The following is a 19,722-nucleotide window of genomic DNA, read 5'->3' on the forward strand; positions in this document are numbered from 1 at the left end:
TTACCATGAAAATACCCGCTTTCCCGGAAGAATATCAACAAGTGATGCCTTACCTCGTTATGCGCGATGCCAAAGGCTTCATCCGTTTCATGCAAACCGTTTTCGGCGCTACTGAAAAGATGTGTTTTATGAGAGATGAGCACACGGTAGCCCATGCCGAAGTAGCCATCGGCCGGAGCGTGATCATGTTCTCCGGCGCGGTAGACGAGCTGCAAACCTGTACCGGCGGCTGTTTCGTATTTGTAGATGACGCCGACGCCGTATATGAAAAAGCGCTGGCCGCCGGCGCTACTTCATTACAGCCTGTACAAAACAACCCCCGCGGACGCAGCGGCGGCTTCAAAGACCCCTTCGGCAACAGCTGGTGGGTGAAAACACATGATCCACATCTCTGATATTTATAATACATTCGCAGGATAATTTAACAGTCATGGCAAAGCGTCAAACGGAAACGCCACAGTTACAAGCGTCGAATTTAAAATTCCTGGAACAACTCAGTGAACACAACAACCGCGAATGGTTCAACGAACATAAAGACCGCTACCTGCTGGAGCTGGAACAAATGGAAACCTTTGCAGAAGGCCTGCTGTCCATGCTTTCCGCGCATGATGTGATAGAAACGCCTTCGGGAAAACAGAGCCTGCAACGCATTTACCGCGACACCCGTTTCTCGAAAGATAAAACACCCTATAAAACTCATTGGAGCGGCGGCTTCCGGCGCGCCACTAAATTCCGCCGTGGCGGATATTATTTCCAGATACAGCCCGGCAACAAAACCTTTGTGGGCGGCGGATTCTGGAATCCCAATGCAGAAGATATCAAACGTATCCGGGAAGATATCGCCTTCGATCCGGCGCCTTTACGCAAGATACTGAACAGCGCTAGCTTCAGGAAAACATTCGGCGTCTTGCAGGGCGAGCAGCTGAAAACCGCGCCCAAAGGCTTCGATGCGGGCCATGAAGCCATCGACCTGCTGCGCTACAAACAGTTCCTGCTCATCAGAACCTTTACCGATAAAGAAGTGCTCGACGCCGGTTTTATGAAAGAAATGAACCGCACTTTCGAAGCCATGCGCCCGTTCCTGGATTACATGAGCGATGTGCTCAGCACCGACGAGAACGGCCTGTCTATATAAATCTGAATAAAAAAATCTACATCATGATCTCCCGTAGAATCGCTATCCTGTTGTTGGTATTATCCTTTTCTTTTCCTGCCATGGCACAAAATTCCGTGGCTTCGGTAACCGATGTTACGCCAGCCATGGTGGCCTGGGCCAGGCATGTGGCCAGTGATTACGATAAGTATTTCAAGCCGGAAAAAGCGGCAGACCTGAGCCAGGCGCTGGGCATGCTGAAACAGGAGCTGGGCGCCTATATAAAAACGAGGAAGAAGCTGGCCGACAGCGTTTTCCGCAGCAACATCACGAAAGGCAAAAAAGACCCCGAGGGCCTCGAATCCCTGAAGAACCGCATGACCACCGTGATGGAAAGTATGCGCAATGTGACCGACCTAACGAACAAGGATATACGAAGCGAAGGAGATAAACTGAACGAAGAGATCTACAACGTGCTATACGGCAGCGAACCTCGCTACCTCTCGCACCTGGAAGCCTTTCTGGATGGCAATGAAGTCACCAAAAAAGACCTGGCCCTCGATGGCAGCATCTGTTATACCCGCCTGAGCGAATGCCTGGACATCATCAGCAACCTACTTGAGAAAACAAAAAAATATTGACGATTTATTGATTTACGGATTTACGGATTTAATTGAAGCGGAGATAAACAATGCCCTCTCCGCTTCAATTAAATCCGAAAATCCGCAAATCCATAAATCCGCAAATCCAAGTTAATTTACTACCATTAAGGGTGAATCCACCATACATCGTGTGTTGAAAGAATCATTAATTTAGATGACCACGTTGTATGAACAAATATCAACCAGATTATATCACGGCATTAAGAGGGGGAGATACTGCTTCTTTCCGGCTCCTGGTAAGGGATTTCGGTACTGCCTTGCATTATTTCGCCTGTAGCGTAACAGGGGATGAGCTGGAGGCGGAGGAGATCGTATCAGATGTTTTTGTGAAGATATGGCAGCAGCGTGCGGCATTGCCCGGGCCGGAACATATCCGCTTCTATCTTTTCAGGGCGGTGAAGAATACCGCACTGAACTACATTAAAAGCAAAGGGCGCCGCACAGAACGCCAGGCCGAATGGGCCATACAGGTGCAGCCGCCTGCCGCACCCAACCCCGAGGAAATGATGATCAGCAAAGAACAGGTGAATAAAATCCAGCAGGCGATACAATCCTTGCCGCCACGCTGTCGCCAGATATTCATATTGGTAAAAGAAGAAGGCCTCAGTTATGAAGAAGTAGCGCAACTGCTCGACCTGTCCAAAGCAACAGTGAATGTTCAAATGACGCTGGCCACCAAAAAAATATGGGCCGCTTTATCTTCAGCGCTCACCTTCTCGCACTCTTGAAAAAATTTTGCAAGGACTTAATTACTTTTCTTTTTTTAGTTGTTTTTATTACTGGTAATTATCATTGAGAGATGACACAACGATTTTGGGAGCTGCTGTCGCGATACTGGAGCGGGGATATTTCCACGGAGGAGCTGTCCGAGCTGGAATCTATGATGGTGGAACATCCCGATGCCTGGCTGAAATCGGGCCTCGTCAATCAGGTGTCGTTTCGCAAGGAGCCGCTGCACAGCGCCGGCCTCACTGACCGGTTGATGGAAAGGATCGGGGAGAAAGTTACTGCGCCGCCGCCACGTAAACGACTGCAAGCCGTAGCAGCGCCGCTATGCATATTGCTGGCCTGTGCCGGACTGTTTTTATTGTACCATTTCTATTACAAAGCCAACAAAAACTATAAACAGGTGGCCACAGAAATGGGAATGAAAACAAAGCTGCGCCTGCCCGATGGCAGCACCATCTGGCTCAATGCCGGCAGCCGCCTGCGTTATCCCGACAAGTTCAGCAAAAGCAGCCGGGAAGTGTATCTCAGCGGAGAAGGCTATTTTGATATCGCTCAAATGGCAGACAAGCCATTTATCATCCACACAGATAAAATGGATATCAAAGTGCTGGGCACCGCGTTCAATGTGCGCTCCTATGATGATGAAGACTACGCAGAAACCGCAGTGGTAAAGGGCGCGGTGGAAGTGACCATGAAAGACGAAGCGCATCCCGGCAACATTCTTTTAAAACCAAATCAGAAAGTGGTATGGCGAAAACAGGAAGCAACACCTGCTGCCACCGCCCGCCAGCAAAAAACAATCGTGGTGGAACGCCAGCCACTGTCGATGATCGGCGGCGACAGCACCCTTACTGAAGAAGTGGCCTGGATGAGCAACCGCCTCGTATTCCACAATGAAACAATGGCTGCCCTGGCGCACCGCCTGGAACGCTGGTACGGCATGAAAGTGCTGATACAGGACAACGAACTGGCGCAACGCCGCGTATCTGGTCGCGCCGATAACCTGCCAATAGAAAAACTATTGGACATTCTTCAGAAAATTGCACCATTTGAATACCGCATCGAAGACAACACCGTAATTATTCAGTAACAAATATGTCGTCAAACATGTGAATAGGTTATGGGAGCGCCTCCCCTGACAAGGATAGCCGTTCCCGTTAGTAAGCCATCATCTTATCGCTCTAAAAATTCCGTACAGGTTATGAATCAACACACATCACAGGTCAGTCTTGTGCTGATCCCGCTTGCCCACAAGTGGCTGCGCACCCTCCGGTTTTCCTGTTTGCTCCTGCTGCTTTTCTTTGAAGCATCGGCTGCCAGCTTCTCGCAGAACAGGTTTCCCCTGCGCTTCGACAAGGCAGAAACAGAAAAGATATTGCAATACCTCGAAAAGAAATCGGGATTCGCCTTCTATTACAGTAATAACGAGATCGAAGGACTGCCGAAGTTAAGTCTTCATATGCCCGCCGCTTCGCTGCAGGAGGCGCTGGACAGCATCTCCCATCTCACCGGTCTGCATTACGTTATCCTCGAAAATAATACGGTGGTCATCCGCAAATCTGCCGGTCATCTCCAAACAAAAAAAATAAACGGTAAAGTAAGCAATGAAAAAGGCACGCCCTTGCCCGGCATCACCGTAATGGTGAAAGGCGGTACCATCGGCGCTGTTACCAATGTAGAAGGCGCTTTCTCGCTACAAGTGCCGGATAACAGCGTGCTGGTGTTCACCGGCGTAGGTTTTCTTCGCCAGGAGATACCGGTAGATGATCGCGGTACCTACAATATCGTGATGAAGGAAGATGTGGCAGGCCTCAACGAGATCGTGGTCGTAGGTTACGGCACACAGGAAAAACATAAGCTCACCAGCGCCGTATCCACTATTTCCGGTACAGAGCTGAACAAGCGCGTGGTCACCAACCCGGTAGCGCTGCTGCAAGGGCAGCTGCCCGGCCTGCAGGTAACGCAGGGCTCAGCAGAACCAGGCAACGAAAACCTGCAGCTCCGCATCCGCGGTGTGAGCACCTTCAGCGGCGCCGGCAATGATCCGCTGGTGATCATCGACGGACTGCCAGGAAGCCTGAGCATCCTCAATCCTAACGATATCGAATCGATCTCCGTACTGAAAGATGCCGCCTCCGCCGCCATCTACGGCTCCCGCGGCGCCAACGGCGTGATCGTAGTGAAAACGAAGAAGGGGAGGCCCGGCGGCTTCACCTTGTCTTATGGTTATAATATCGGCATCTCCAAAGCAGCCAAGCTGCCCAGCGTGATCAGCAACTCCGCAGAATACATGGAGCTATCTAACGAAGCACGCAAAAACTCCGGACTGGCGCCACTTTACACGCAAGCGCAGATCGACCTTTACCGTAACGCTACCGACCGTACGAAATATCCCAACCACAACTGGCTGGATGATATCTTCCAAACCGCCTATACCCAAAATCATTATCTCAACATGAGCGGCGGGAAAGACAATACTACGTATAGCCTTGGTCTGGGCATCAGCACACAGCCCGGCGTAATGATCGGCTTCGACTACAAAAAATATACGCTCGACCTCGGCCTCTCTTCCCGTGTAAACAAAAGGGTAACTGTAGGTACCAATATACAGATGCGCTATGCCGACCGGAAATATCCCGAGAATGGCGCCGGCGATATGTTCCTCTCCGCGCTCGCCCAATCCCCTTTATATCCGGCCCGCTCCAGCGATGGCCGCTGGATCAAACGCGCCTATCCTAATGAAGTAGGTAACAAAAATCCCGTGGCAATCGTAGCAGAAGATATCCGTGTGCGCTCAAAAGATTACTATGCACAAGGCAACCTCTCGCTGGATGTGGATATCATAGACGGGCTGAAATGGGAGAACCGCGCCGGTATGAACTATGATAATGCCAAGTACAGCGATTTCCGCCCCGTGATCCAGACCTACTTTTTCAGCGACATGAGCAGCGCCGGCCTCCTCGATGATGGCTCTCCCGGCTTCACCACGGGTAATAACGGTAACGTATATACGGTGTTGTACAGTCAGCTGACCTACAAGAAAAAATTCGGTCCGAACAACATCTCCGCACTCGCGGGCTATCAACAGGAGCACAACAAGGCCGACAACATCGATGCCGGCCGCAAACAATATCCTACCAACCTCCTGCGGGAACTGGATGCCGGTCCCGCCGAAGGACAATGGAACGACGGCACTTCCAGCGAATGGGGCATCCGCTCGCTCTATGCTAACGCCAACTACGACTATAAAGATAAATACCTGCTGGGCGGCAGCCTGCGCTACGACGGTACTTCCCGCCTGCCTTCCAACAGCCGCTGGGGCCTGTTCTATTCATTGTCGGCCGGCTGGCGCATCTCGGAAGAAAATTTCCTGAAAGGCGTTTCCTGGATCAACGACCTCAAACTGCGTGGATCACTCGGGCAGCTGGGGAATCAGAACATCGGTACTTATCCCTATCAATCTACCCTCAATCAAAATTCTTATGTGTTCAACAACAACAATGTGATCGGCTTCACACCCGGCTCATTGGTAGATCCCCATCTCACCTGGGAAACCACGCGCGTAGTGGACCTGGGCATGGACTTCACCATCCTGAACAACCGGCTTACTTTCATGGGCGACTGGTTCAATAAATATACTTTTGATATTCTCCGCAGCTCCCAGGTGCCGCTGTGGCTGGGCGTTGGCGCGCCTACCATCAACAATGGCGCCGTGCGCAATACCGGCGTGGATTTCAATATGCAATACCGCGATGTGATCGGCAAAGAATTTAACTACAATGTAGGCGTTACCTTCCAGGCCTATAAGAATAAGCTCGTGCACTTCGGTAAAAGAGAGATCAGCGATCATACCATCCGCGAAGAAGGAAATGAACTCGATGGCTATTATATGTACATCTGGGATGGTATTTTCCAGAGCGCAGATGAAATTGCCAAATCGCCGAAACAGCCGGTGACAGCCACTCCCGGCGATATCAAAATTAAAGATGTGAATGGCGATGGCGTGATCGATGATAAAGACCGCACCTATGTAAAAGGAAAATATCCCACTTTTCAATATGCCTTCAACCTCGGCGCCTCCTGGAAAAATTTTGACCTGAGCGCACAGCTTTTTGGTTCACAGGGGCAGAAGATATATGTGAATGGATGGGGCATTGAGCCTTTCCGTCAGGGTTCTATCCCCACTACCGATTGGCGCAACCGCTGGACACCGGAGCATCCCAGCACTACCATGCCCAAGATATATGTGGCAGATGGCTATCAGCCGATACAGAACTATCCATCCACCTACTTCCTGAAAGACGCTTCCTTCCTGCGCCTGCGTAATGTGCAGATCGGCTACAACCTGCCACAGCGGCTGATCAGCAGGGCAAGTATGAAATCGCTGCGGGTGTATTTTGCGGCCGACAATGTATTCACCATCAGCAAGTATCCCGGCCTCGATCCGGAGCGTATTGGTGATGGCCGTTACGTAACCTATCCGCAGATCAAAACCTACACCTTTGGCGTGAACGTACAGTTTTAATCATCTCTGAAAAAACACCGTTATGAAAAGATATATCAGCTATATGACCATGACCGTCCTGATGCTGGCATTCGCTGCCTGCAAGCGCGGTTTCCTTGATGTAACGCCACCCGCGAGCGTATCGTCGCAGGTGTTCTGGAAAACGCCCGCCGACGCCGACGCCGCGCTCACCGGGCTTTACAGCTACCTCTATGCCGGCAGCGGCGGTTATGCCACCTCTCAATTTACAGTTACCTCCTGGGATAATTTCTCCGACGACTCTTACGGACAATACAAATATGGCGGTGGTATCAATGTGCCAATCACGCCACAGGCGGGCGATTTCGTTTACAGCTATTATGCTAACAGCTATCAGGCTGTTGCCGGTATCAATACATTCCTGGCCAATGTAGGCAAAGTGCTCTCCGGCGACAAGCTCGCACAATACCAGGGCGAAGGCTATTTCCTGCGCGCCTTCAATTATTTCTGGCTCGCCCAGCTCTATGGTAATGTGCCCATCGTTAAAGAAGATCCTTCCACCATCGATTTTAAATCCACCCGGGCAAAATCTACCCGCGATGAAGTGCTGGCCTTCGTGGAATCTGACCTCGACAAAGCCATCGCCGCATTGCCTGATGTAGCTTATGCCGACGGCCACGCTACCAAAACTACCGCTATGGGCTACAAAGTGCGGGTATTGCTGTTTGAGAAGAAGTTCCCGGAAGCCGCAGCCCTGGCCCAACAGATCATCGCCGGCAACAAGTATATGCTCAATCCTAACTACATGGCTAACTTCTACAAGCCGGATCAGAATGCCAGCAAAGAGATCATGTTCTCCGTAAAATATCAGCGCCCGAATGTGCTGCACCAGGATGTGGCCTTCGCCGTACACCTGCAACGCTGGAAAGGAGAGCTGGGCACACAAGACCTCATCAATGAATACGAAGCTGCCGATGGAAAAGATACTGCCTCCTCCGCCGTCTATGTAAAAGGCAAACCCTTCGAAAACCGCGACCCGCGCATGCGTATGACCTTCTTCTTCCCCGGCGATACCAAAGCGCAGGGCTGGCCTTTCACCGGCGACCTGGCCATCGCCACACCTGGTAAAGACTCCTGGATCCTTGGTTACTACGCCGTAAAGAAATGGCTTGACCCCTCGCTCGTAGATCCTGATTACGGCACCGTTGACGATGGCGATTTCGTATTGCTCCGCTACGCCGACATCCTGCTGATGTATGCCGAAGCACAGAACGAAGCTGCCGGCCCCGATGCCTCCGTATACGCCGCCATCAACCAGGTACGTGCCAGGGCCAATATGCCAGCTCTTGCTGCGGGGCTCTCCAAATCCGCCATGACAGCCGCCATCCGCCATGAACGCCGTGTTGAGTTCGCGCTGGAAGGCCTCCGCTACTTCGACCTCAGAAGATGGGGCATCGCCGAACAGAAATTAAATGGCTTCGTGCAAAATCCTTTATATCCTAACATCAAAACAAGTTACCTCCCCGCTTACGCCTTCTGGCCTATCCCCCAAACCGAGATAGACCGCAACGCGCCCGTACTGGTGCAGAACCCCGGGTATTAAGGATTTACGGATTTATTGATTTACGGATTTACGGATTTAATTGAAGCGGAGAGGGCATTGCTTATCTCCGCTTCAATTAAATCCGTAAATCCGTAAATCAATAAATCCGTAAATTTTTCTGATTGCCTCCTTCTTCATGCCTGCAGGTGCACTACTACTATTGGGTCTGGCTGCCTGCCAGAAAACATTGACCACTCCGCAAACAGCGGAGGCGCCCAAAAAAGCGAACACCGAAATGGTGGGCTCGCAGGTCTGTATCGCTTACTACATTACTGATGGAAGAAACCCTGGTTTCAAGCTGAAGAACATGCCCGACAGCGTGGATATGGTGATCCTCTTCGGACTGAAGTACTGGAGCTTGCAGGATACCACGCAACTGGCTGCGGGCACGGGTATGATGGGTAGCTTTACTTCTTACCAGGATCTCTACGCACAGATCAGACAATTGCAGGCGCGTGGTATCAAAGTGTTGCAGAACATCGATGACGATGCCAGCTGGCAAACGAACAACCCGGGCGGTTTCGCTTCTGCCAGCGCTTTTGCCGATACGCTGAAATCCTTGCTGATAGACCGTTTACAGCTGGATGGTATCAGCCTCGATGTAGAGCATTCCGGTACGGCGCCCAATCCCGTCCCGAAATTCCCGGGATATAATGCTACCGGTTATTATGGCTGGTATGGCGGGATGGCAGCCAATGCGCAATACCTGGCGGTGATAGGCGCTTTCACCAAATATTTCGGCGCCGGCACCACTAAACAATTGCAGATCGCTTCCGGTATCGACATATATGCCTGGAACCCTATCCTGAGCAATTACGGCAGCAAGTTCAACTATGTATCTCTACAGTCCTACAACCGCGATACCAGCAGTTTGCGCCTCTCTATGAACTATGTGGTGAATACGAACAAGATACCTGCTAACCGGGTGGTGTTCGGCGCTTACGCAGAAGGTGGTACTAACCTGAACAATGATATCGTTACGGCTAAGTGGATACCTGTGCAGGGCAAGAAAGGTGGTATGATGATCTACACCTACAACTCCAATGTGCCTTATGCAGAGGCCGTGAAGCGCGCTACCAAATCATTCTAAAAAAGAGAAGCTCCTCACGTCGCCGTGATGGAGCTTCCTGTTCGCCAAACCTTCATTTGTCTACCGCTGAAATTCTTCGGAAGGCTTCCTGGTACAGCCGGAATTTAGTGGAGGTGCTGCCCACATCGGGTTTATCCACCGGCTTGCCAACGTTATCCAGCAGGAACGACAGGTCCGTGCCGAGCCTTAACTGTGCGGCGCCATGGCATCCCTGGCAGCCTCCCATCGTATATTTATGCCCGTTAATGAACGTGTTCTCACCGCCATTGTACGGTGAATCAATAGAGCTGCCCCTGAAATTTTGCAGCACACTATCTGATTCTATGACGTAATTGGCTAAATAGAAATTGGGCGAATGCGTGTCGTTGGTGGGGCTATGTTGCACGCCTACCAGCCGGTAATTCAGCCATACGGAATTACGGTTTACTTTGGCGAGCTGCTGGTGCGCCGCATCGGTGGCATTTTTGGTGATCTGCAGGATAGGATGGTCCCGGACATACGGCCTGATGCCGCCGGTTTCTACATCATTCTTCAGTAATGCATAGCCCATATCATGATATTCCACATCCATCTGTTCAAAGGTGGCAATGATAAAATCAGGATAGTTAGTTGTTTTGTGAATGATATGTAACCCGATGAGGGCATATTCATCATTTACCGCCCTGATGCCTTCCGGCGTGTTGCGGTAAGTGAGTACCCTACGCATGAAGAACCTCCTGCGATCCTCTCCTGGCGTGAGTTTGCGCCAGGCGGTCTTTACCTCGATGGCGCCTTCCTGTCCCGGGCCTCCACAGGGCAGGCAGATCACTTTCTCTTTCGGATCGCAGTTGCAGGAAGAAGGATGCCCTTTGTAATAGGCATTGAGTTTCGAGATGTTGCTTTGCGTTCTGGCGGTTGCATTCTTTAGAGAATCCTTTTTATTGTAGTAGGTCAGGATGTAATTATATTCATCACGGTTTGTTTTGGCCTGGTAGAGCACCTGGTATTGCCGCTGGTAGTGTGATACAAACGCATACAGGTTACAGGAGCCTATTTCGCTGCTCTCATCCAGGTTGTTGAAGGCTGTGGTGTCGGTGCCTGGGGCGATGGGATAGGGGTGGTAGTAAGAGTATACCGGCGCCTTATCGAAGGGCAGCATGCTGTCGCTTGCTGGCCGCAGTTCCACCCGGTGATTGTAGGTTTCCCATACGGTAAGATCGGGATAGTTACCGGGACTTTTGGCCGAGTTGTAGCTCCAGTTCAGGTCAGGCTTGCCGCGCCAGTGTTTGATGGTATTGTAGTTGGAACGATAGTTCAATGCAAAGAACTCGTTCCAGGCAAATTCCGCGAAATCGGCCTCTGTGGCGCTCAGTGGCAGGTCGTGCGGTATGTCGCTCGATAACGGGAACGAATACACTTTTTGTTGCCTGATAGCCCCGGCCGGATTTTTCCATATCACGATGGCTGCTGCCGCTGCGATCATCACCACGATGATGAAGAAGAAATGTTTTTTCATGATAGTAATTTTGAGGTAGAGAGTGATCTTGTTGGAGCAATACAATCCCGGTATCAATACTTTGATAGTATGATACACTGCATGACGATGCCTGCAAGCGGGGCGGCAGGTTATCCAGTCATAGAAAAGCCGGGAAAGGATGTGCATGTAACGCTGGAAATGCCTTTCCATGCAAGGTTACAGGGGTTCCACATAGATAAGTCTTTAACGCGTGAGGTAATGGTGCTGATTGAGGGAATTCATAGTCCGGTCTGTCGTAATTAGTTAGTCATCCTTACTATATAATCTGCAAACACTTTGTTTCCAAAGATAAAATTTTAATCATAAAAACAAATAAATTTTTGAAAAATAATAAATCATATAACGTTAACAGCTATACGAAAAATTTACGGATTTATAGATCTGTCCCCACAAATCCATAAATCCGTAAATCCGTAAATCCATAAATCCGTAAATCTTACTTCGTATTCATGCTGGTGATCAGCGCTGCCAGCGTTCCGGGAGAAACGGGGCTGGGGTTGAATTTGAAGGCAACATAGTTCTGACCGGCCGGCGGTGCGGGGATGGTCACATCCTGCTGGTCTGCATAGAACACGCCACCGATGGAAGAGATAGCGAGGAAGGTGCCTTTCAGCCCAACAGGAATTGTGTTCTGATAGCTCAGGAAACCCTGGAAGCCTGCGGGCGCATTGAAGATCGTGTTATAGAACTTGATGATCGTATTCTGCCCGGAGGGTTTGAAAAAAAGCATGCTGGGTTCTTCGCCGGTGAAGCTGGTAGCGGTATTCGGGTTGTAATTGCTGGTGAAATAGCCCAGCACCGTGGTTTTCGGGCTGCTGCCCGGATTGAGGCGGTCGCAGTTGGTCCATTTGATGAGGCTGTCCAGGCGGATATTCAGGTTCGTGCCATCGAACAAGGCATACGCCGAAGCCGGGTTGGTCACCTGCTGCCAGTCGATCCCTTTGTTAGCGCTCACCTGCATGGTCACGGTAATATACTGGTTGATGTAATTGTAGCCGGAGAGGCTTGCAGTAACAGTGGTGTCGCCGTTCCACATAGGGATCTGTTTGATGTCTGTTTGTCCTGCGGGTACCTGTATTTTTACGGCGCTGTCTTTACGCAGTTGAAGGTCTATGCCGCCTTGTGTGGCGCGCACAAAGTACTCGCCGTAAGACGCCAGTGGTATGCCGGTGTTGGTAGCCGTCTGGCGGTCGGCAAAGATCATATTGGCCGGGGTGCTGATCTCTTTCACGTACACGGTTACCGGGCCTCCAACCGGGCTGCCATCGGGCATTGCCAGCGAGTTGTGGGAGATGGTGTAGATATTGCCTGACCGCGTCCGGAAGAGGCCATCTTCCTGCGCATTGATGGTGAAGGTTTCGAAAGCGGGGCCACTTTTGATCAGAAACTGGTGCAGCGCCGCGCCGTCGGGGTCAGGAGCGGAAGCCTTGATAGTCGCATTGGACAAGGGTTTCGCCGCATTAGCGGGATCGTCTTTCATTTGTTTGGTACAGGCGCCAAACAGCAGCAGCGCTACCAGGCTGCCGGCAACGCAGGAATGTGCTCTCATGGGTTCGGGTTTTAAAATAATAAAATAAAAAAATGATAAAATATGATGGGATTGGGTGACAGCTAAATTAATCGTCGTGCCTGCAACCGGGTGGCATAAATCCCCTGTCCGTTAACAAACTTCAAATTTCTCTCAAAATTCCCCCGTATTTTAGTCGCATGAAAGTACTGGCAGTAGAAGATAACAAGGAAATAGCCGATAGCATCCATAATTTCCTGTGCAGGGAAGGTTACATCTGTGAGCTGGCCCATAGTTATGATGAGGCCCAGGAGAAACTTTTGCTCTACACATATGATTGTGTATTGCTCGATATCATGTTGCCCGACGGGAACGGACTGGAACTGCTGCGCCTCATCAAGGCGCAAAAGATACAGAGCGGCGTATTGATCATCTCCGCGAAAGATGCGCTGGATGACAAGATACGCGGACTGGAAGACGGGGCAGATGATTACATCACCAAACCTTTCCACCTGCCGGAGCTGCATGCCCGCCTGCGCGCTATCTACCGCCGCAAGAAGCTCTCCGGTAGCAATATCATCAGCTTTAATGAGATCACCCTCAATACCGATACCCTGGAAGCCACTGTTAATGAGACGGTGCTGGATATCACCCGCAAAGAATTTGATCTGCTGCTCTACCTGGTGGTCAACAAAAACAGGGTGCTGTCGCGCCAATCCATCGCTACACACCTCTGGGGCGATTATACAGACAATTTAGCTAATTTTGACTTCGTATACCAGCACATCAAAAACCTGCGTAAGAAGATCAGCGCTGCCAATGGAGCGGATTATATTGATACCGTATATGGACTGGGATACAAGTTTAATGCTTCCAAATCATGAAACTGGTTGATAAATTTACTTTGTGGTTTATCGCGGTGATCCTGCTCACCACGCCGATCACGGCTTATTACTGCTATTATAACCTGGAAAAGCACATCGAAGATACGGAGATCGCGCGGCTGAAAGGCATCAATGAAGAAGTGGCCGCCGGCCTGCGTAAAGGCCAGCAGCCTGATAATCGCGTTAGCAGCACCGTTACCACCGCACGCGAACTGAGCGCGCTGCCGGCCAGCAAGAGTAATGTACAGGTAGAAGCTGATCCGGTTCATCACGAATCCCGCATGACCGTCCGTTCCTATTACCAGGTGAACGGTAAAAATTATGAGGTCGCCTCTGCCAACTACGTACCTGCGCATGAAGAAATTGCCGGCGTAATCCTCAAAACGGTGTTCTGGAAACTCTTGCTGCTCGTGGCTTGCATGGTTATCACTGCCAGGCTGGTATCGCAATGGATATTATCTTCCTTCAAACAAACCATGAAGTTGATCCAGTCGTTCCATGTCAAGAAGAAAGTGGAATTTGTACAGAGCAGCACCCGCGAATTTCGCGAACTGAACACCTTCCTGCAAAAAATGACCGACCGTATTGTGGATGAATATGCCGCTGTAAAAGAATTCAGCGAAAATGCCTCTCATGAGCTGCAAACCCCGCTGGCCGTGCTTCGCAACAAACTGGAACTGCTCAGCGAAACCAATATTGAAGAGTGCCAGGCTGCCCTCATCGAGGATATGCAGAATGCCGTAGAGAAATTATCGAAGATCAACCGCCTGCTCATCCTGCTCGCGAAACTGGAAAACAACGAATACACCGCCACCGAAAACATCCGCTTCTGCCGCGTCGCCAAAGACGTACTGGCCATGTACGAAGATCGTATAGAGATCAAACACCTGATGGTGACGAAAGATATCGACAAGAATATTTTATTGAGAATACACCCGGTGCTGGCGGATATGTTGATGAACAACCTCATAGGCAATGCCATCCGCCACAATGTGCCCCATGGTATGATCGATATACAGCTGACGCAACGCAAGCTGATCATCAAAAATACCGGCATGCCGCCCGCCTTCCCGGCAGAAGAGCTGTTCCTGCGCTTCAAAAAGGGCAACCAGTGCAGCGACAGCGTAGGGCTGGGCCTCGCCATTGTAAAACAGATTTGCGAAGTGTGCGATTTCAATATCACCTATCATTACGAAAACAACCTGCACGTGATACAGGTGGATTTTCAGGGAAAACTGCACCGGGAAATATCAAGGGCGCCCGCGCTTGAAGCGATCTAGGCGCTTCTTCGCTTTAATACCCATTTACCGCTCATCATAAAAAAAGGACATTTTTTATACAGTTCCTGCCTACTTCAAGTTTACTTCAAAATCCTGAAGTCATTTTGCTATGAGATTAATTACCGAAAGCCTTAGCAAAATTTGATATTCATGTTTGACAGACGATACTTATTGCTACTCCTCACATTTATCCTTGCAAATACTTGTCCTGCCAGCGCTCAGCAGCTGCTGACGCTGAAAGACGCTATCAGAACAGCAGTAAATAATTACGGAACCATCAAGGCCAAGGCCAGTTATGCAGCAGCATCAGCCGCCACGGCCGTGCAGGCAAAGCGCGATTACCTGCCCAACCTGAACCTGTCGGCACAACAGGATTATGGTACCATCAACGGGCAAAACGGCCCCCTGTATGGCTTTGGCGGCTTTGGCGCGGCCTCTTCAGGCGCGCCGCTGCCCAACCAGAACTGGAACGCCGCTTTTGGTTCGCTCTATCTCGCTAACGTAAACTGGGACTTCTTCGCCTTTGGCCGCGCCAAAGAAAAGATAAAGACAGCACAGGCGGCTGCTATCAGAGATTCAAAAGATTGGCAACAAGAAATTTTTCAACAGGAAGTAAAGGTAGCAGCCACCTATCTTAATTTACTCGCTGCGCAAAGGCTCACCGAGTCGTACCGCAAAAACCTGAACCGTGCAGACACTTTCAGGAATATTGTCGTTACCCGCGTAAAGAACGGCCTCAATGCCGGCGTGGATTCCGCGCAAGCCAATGCCGAAGTATCCAGCGCACGCATCGCGCTCACCCGCGCCGTGGATTTCGAGCAAACGCAGGCCAACCAGCTCGCACAGCTCATGGGCGTGCCGCCGCAGTCATTTACACTGGATACCATCTTCGTACAACACCTGCCCAACTTCTTCAGCGACTCTGTCGCCATCGCCAATCACCCGTTGCTGCAATGGTACAAGAGCCGCATCGCGGTATCGGACGAGCAGGTGAAATATTCGCGCACGCTGAACTACCCGACCTTCTCGCTCGTGAGCCTGATCCAGACAAGGGGCAGCGGCTTTGAACCTACCTACGGCGCACAAAACCCCGACGCCTACAGCCATAGCTGGTGGGATGGCGCCAAACCTACGCGTACCAACTATCTCATCGGAGTAGGCATCAGCTGGAACTTCACGCAGCCCTTCCGGATTGCGCAGCAGGTGAAAGCACAACGCCTCGTCAGCAAAGGCTTGCAGGAAGAATACGATCTCCTGAACCAGCAGCTGGTAGCGCAAAAGCAACTCTCTGATACCAAGATCGCCAACGCGCTGGAAAATTACCGCGAAGTGCCGGTACAGGTGAAAGCCGCATCAGACGCCTATTTGCAGAAATCGGTGCTCTATAACAACGGCCTCACTAACCTCGTGGATGTAACACAGGCCCTGTATGCACTCACCCGCGCAGAAACAGACCGCGATATCGCCTATAGCAACGTATGGCAGGCGCTCCTGCTGAAAGCCTCTGCCAGCGGCGATTTTACGCTGTTTGAAAAAGAATTGTAACGTAAGCTCAAGTATAAATCAAAAGTATGAACCTAATCCGATTCGCCCTTCGTAAGCCCATCACCATCCTGGTATTGGTGGCCGGCTTATTCTTCTTCGGTATCAAAGCGGTCAGTACCATCAAGATCGATATCTTCCCGAAGCTGGATATGCCGGTGATCTACCTCTCACACCCCTTTGGCGGATATACATCTACCCAGATGGAATCCTTCTTTGGTAAACAGTATATCAACATCCTGCTTTTTGTGAACGGGGTGAAGAGCATTGAAACAAAAAATATTCAGGGCCTTACCCTTATCAAAATAAATTTCTATCCCGGTACCAATATGGCCCAGGCGGCAGCGGAGGTGAGCGCCTTCTCCAACCGTATCCAGGCGATATTTCCACCCGGTTCCAACCCGCCTTTCATCATTCGTTTCGACGCCTCCACCTTGCCGGTAGGGCAGCTCGTGCTTAGCTCCGACAAACGCAGCAACAACGAACTGCTCGATCTGGCCAACGTGTATGTACGTTCTTCTTTCGTATCCATACCCGGCCTGGTAGGCTCCACACCCTTCGGTGGTAACATCCGCACCGTGGTGATCAAAGCCGACCCCGAACTATTACGCTCGCACAACATGACGCCCGATCAGCTGGTAGAAGCGCTGCGCCTCAACAACCAGACAGCGCCCTCCGGTAACGTGCGTATCGGCGACAAAAACTACATCACGCCGGCCAATACAACGATCAAGACTATACGCGATTTTGAAAATATACCGCTGTTTAAAAACGGCGTGCAAAACCTCTACCTGCGCGATGTTGCCAGTGTGGAAGATGGCGCCGACGTGAGCACCAGCTATGCCCTCATCAACGGCCGCCGCTCCGTATACATCGATATCGCGAAAGCTGCCGACGCCTCCACCTGGGAAGTAGTGCAGAACCTGAAAAAAGCAATGCCCAAAATACAGGCGCAATTGCCGGAAGATGTGAAGCTGAGCTACGAATTTGACCAATCTACTTATGTGATCAATTCCGTGAAAAGCCTGCTGAGTGAAGGCGCCATCGGCGCCTTGCTGACGGGCCTCATGGTGGTATTGTTCCTGGGCGACCTCCGCGGCGCGCTCATCGTTATCCTCACCATCCCCACGTCGATCATCTCCGGGGTACTCTTCCTCAGTCTCTTCGGACAAACGATCAATATCATGACGCTCAGCGGCCTGGCCCTGGCCATCGGTATCCTCGTGGATGAGAGTACGGTAACGATAGAAAATATACACCAGCACCTGGATCTCGGGAAACCCAAGACCCTGGCCATCTGGGACGCCTGTAAGGAAATCGCTTTCCCGAAATTGCTGATCCTCTTCTGTATCCTCGCGGTATTTGCGCCGGCCTTCACCATGGGCGGCATCCCGGGATCTTTGTTCCTGCCGCTCGCATTGGCCATCGGTTTCAGCATGATCGTTTCCTATTTCCTTGCACAAACTTTTGTGCCGGTAATGGCTAACTGGATCATGAAAGCCAAACATCACAAGAAAGCCGACGGCAGCAACATGAGCGATGCGGAAGAATTTGCCGCCGCCGGCCTGAATACAGGCGGAGAGGGCGATACCTGGGAACAGAAGAAAGCGCTGGTAGAAAGAAAAGACAGCAACCGCGATGGAAAAGTGAGCCGCTTTGAACGTATGCGCGCCCGCTACCTCCGCTTCATCAACCGTATGATGCCTTACCGCAAAGTGATCGTGAGCGCCTATCTCGTGCTCGTATGCATATTTGTATACTTTATGATCAACGGTATTGGCCGCGACGTACTGCCGAAAGTGAATAGCGGCCAGTTCCAGCTCAGGATGCGCGCACCCGATGGTACGCGTATCGAAGAAACAGAAAAGAAAACGATACAATTGATCGATGCGGTGAATGATATCGTGGGGAAAGACAATGTATCCATCACCTCCGCATTCGTAGGTCTTCACCCGCAACTGTTTTCTACTGCGCCCATCTTCCTCTGGATGGCAGGTCCGCACGAATCCGTGTTGCAGGTGGCCCTGAAAGAAGATTATAAAACCAACCTCGATGAGCTGAAAGACAAGATCAGGGACCGTGCGAGGAAAATCGATACGTCGCTGCAATTGTCTTTCGAGCCCATCGAACTCACCGATAAGATCCTCAGCCAGGGCTCGCCCACGCCAATAGAGATCCGTTTCTCCGGCAGGAATAAAAAGGTGAATGAACAATATGCGCAACGCATCATCGATAAACTGAAACAGATACCTTACCTCCGCGATGTGCAGTTAGGTCAATCTATCAAATATCCTGCGCTCAACATCAATATCGACCGTGTGCGCGCCGCCCAGCTGGGCGTGGATGTAGGCGATATCTCCCGCTCTCTCATCGCCAGTACTTCTTCTTCCCGTTTAACAGAGAAGAATATATGGGTAGATGAAAAAGCAGGATTGAGCTATAACGTACAGGTGCAGGTGCCGGAGAATATGATCCGTACGCAGAATGATATTGGCGAGATACCTTTGCTGAAGAATGCAGCGCGGCCTATCCTCAACGATGTGGCTACCATCACACCGGATGTGACCTATGGCGAAAATGACAACGTAGGTTCGCTGCCGATGCTAACGGTAACGGCTAACCTGAATAAGAAAGACCTGGGCGCTGCTTCCAAAGATGTGCAGGCAGCCATCTCCTCTCTGGGCGAGCTGCCCCGCGGTCTCAACGTAGAGTTGATTGGCCTCAGCAGCACGCTGATCGATACGCTGAGCAGTTTGCAAAGCGGATTGTTGGTGGCGGTAGTGGTGATCTTCCTCATGCTGGCGGCCAATTTCCAGTCGTTCCGCGTATCCGCGATCGTGCTGGCTACTGTGCCGGCAGTATTGTTAGGCTCACTGGCCCTGCTGCTGATGTGCGGTTCTACGCTTAACTTGCAGTCGTACATGGGTATGATCATGTCGGTGGGCGTGTCCATCTCCAATGCGGTGCTGCTGATCACGAATGCGGAGCAGTTGCGCAAGCATAACGGCAATGCGCTGATGGCTGCGCAAGAGGCGGCAGCGCTGCGTTTGCGCCCGATCGTGATGACTGCACTCGCGATGGTGGTAGGTATGATACCAATGGCCAGCGGGCTGGGAGAGGCCGGCGACCAGTCGTCGCCACTGGGCCGCGCCGTAATCGGCGGACTGGTCGCCTCTACGATCGCTGCCCTGTTCATCCTGCCGCTGGCATTTGCCTGGGGCCAGGGTAAGGCCAGCACTCAGAGCGTATCACTGGATCCGGAAGATGAAGAAAGCATACACTATATTCCTATCAAGAAGCATTAAATCAGCGATATTGACAGTATTATCAGAT

Annotated in this window: 14 protein-coding genes; 12 read left to right on the forward strand and 2 right to left on the reverse strand. The window is 51.1% G+C overall.

The genetic code is table 11. The annotated features are described in order from the left end of the window. The first annotated feature begins 5 nt into the window (after nt 1–5). The 8 genes from FPG75_RS05450 (at nt 6) to endOF3 (ending at nt 9,660) form a co-directional block, all read left to right on the forward strand. A complete protein-coding gene (locus tag FPG75_RS05450) occupies nt 6–395 on the forward strand; it encodes a VOC family protein (RefSeq protein WP_143305681.1) in 390 nt (129 codons plus the stop codon). 35 nt (nt 396–430) lie between these two features. Next, entirely contained in the window at nt 431–1,135 is a 705-nt protein-coding gene (locus FPG75_RS05455) for a DUF2461 domain-containing protein (protein ID WP_143305683.1), read from the forward strand. Between the two features lie 23 nt (nt 1,136–1,158). Then, nucleotides 1,159–1,734 carry a hypothetical protein gene (locus tag FPG75_RS05460; RefSeq protein WP_143305685.1) on the forward strand — a complete coding sequence of 192 codons (576 nt, stop codon included), beginning with the start codon at nt 1,159–1,161 and terminating at the stop codon, nt 1,732–1,734. 188 nt (nt 1,735–1,922) lie between these two features. Continuing rightward, on the forward strand, nt 1,923–2,483 hold the full coding sequence (locus FPG75_RS05465; protein WP_143305687.1) for an RNA polymerase sigma-70 factor: 561 nt from the start codon (nt 1,923–1,925) through the stop codon (nt 2,481–2,483). Nucleotides 2,484–2,554: 71 nt separating this feature from the next. Beyond that, nucleotides 2,555–3,574 carry a FecR family protein gene (locus FPG75_RS05470; protein WP_143305689.1) on the forward strand — a complete coding sequence of 340 codons (1,020 nt, stop codon included), beginning with the start codon at nt 2,555–2,557 and terminating at the stop codon, nt 3,572–3,574. 111 nt (nt 3,575–3,685) lie between these two features. Next, nucleotides 3,686–7,009 (forward strand): TonB-dependent receptor, encoded by a 3,324-nt coding sequence (locus FPG75_RS05475; protein ID WP_161596678.1) that lies wholly within the window; start codon nt 3,686–3,688, stop codon nt 7,007–7,009. A 22-nt stretch (nt 7,010–7,031) separates the two neighbouring features. Continuing rightward, the gene (locus tag FPG75_RS05480; protein ID WP_143305693.1) at nt 7,032–8,570 is read left to right on the forward strand and encodes a RagB/SusD family nutrient uptake outer membrane protein; all 1,539 of its coding nucleotides are present in this window, start codon (nt 7,032–7,034) and stop codon (nt 8,568–8,570) included. Between the two features lie 136 nt (nt 8,571–8,706). After that, complete coding sequence (endOF3, locus tag FPG75_RS05485; RefSeq protein WP_143305694.1) at nt 8,707–9,660, forward strand: endo-beta-N-acetylglucosaminidase F3; 954 nt, start codon at nt 8,707–8,709, stop codon at nt 9,658–9,660. A 52-nt stretch (nt 9,661–9,712) separates the two neighbouring features. Here the strand turns inward: endOF3 and FPG75_RS05490 are convergent, their stop codons facing one another. Together FPG75_RS05490 and FPG75_RS05495 are read right to left on the reverse strand one after the other, a co-directional pair. Beyond that, nucleotides 9,713–11,326, reverse strand: coding sequence for a hypothetical protein (locus FPG75_RS05490; protein ID WP_144695831.1), 1,614 nt, complete (start codon nt 11,324–11,326; stop codon nt 9,713–9,715). 286 nt (nt 11,327–11,612) lie between these two features. Then, nucleotides 11,613–12,725, reverse strand: a complete 1,113-nt coding sequence (locus FPG75_RS05495) for a hypothetical protein (RefSeq protein ID WP_143305698.1) — start codon at nt 12,723–12,725, stop codon at nt 11,613–11,615. Between the two features lie 158 nt (nt 12,726–12,883). Here FPG75_RS05495 and FPG75_RS05500 point away from each other — a divergent pair, with 158 nt between their 5' ends. The 4 genes from FPG75_RS05500 to FPG75_RS05515 all read left to right on the forward strand — a co-directional run bounded on the left by FPG75_RS05500 (nt 12,884) and on the right by FPG75_RS05515 (nt 19,694). Continuing rightward, on the forward strand, nt 12,884–13,567 hold the full coding sequence (locus FPG75_RS05500; protein WP_143305700.1) for a response regulator transcription factor: 684 nt from the start codon (nt 12,884–12,886) through the stop codon (nt 13,565–13,567). Further along, nucleotides 13,564–14,847, forward strand: a complete 1,284-nt coding sequence (locus FPG75_RS05505; protein WP_143305702.1) for a sensor histidine kinase — start codon at nt 13,564–13,566, stop codon at nt 14,845–14,847. The genes FPG75_RS05500 and FPG75_RS05505 overlap by 4 nt, the downstream gene beginning before the upstream one ends. A 150-nt stretch (nt 14,848–14,997) precedes the next feature. Continuing rightward, nucleotides 14,998–16,392 (forward strand): TolC family protein, encoded by a 1,395-nt coding sequence (locus FPG75_RS05510; RefSeq protein WP_143305704.1) that lies wholly within the window; start codon nt 14,998–15,000, stop codon nt 16,390–16,392. A gap of 26 nt (nt 16,393–16,418) precedes the next feature. Then, nucleotides 16,419–19,694, forward strand: a complete 3,276-nt coding sequence (locus tag FPG75_RS05515) for an efflux RND transporter permease subunit (RefSeq protein WP_143305706.1) — start codon at nt 16,419–16,421, stop codon at nt 19,692–19,694. The last annotated feature ends 28 nt before the right edge of the window (nt 19,695–19,722 follow it).

This window comes from Chitinophaga vietnamensis (genome assembly GCF_902167635.1).
GTDB classification, from domain to species: domain Bacteria; phylum Bacteroidota; class Bacteroidia; order Chitinophagales; family Chitinophagaceae; genus Chitinophaga; species Chitinophaga vietnamensis.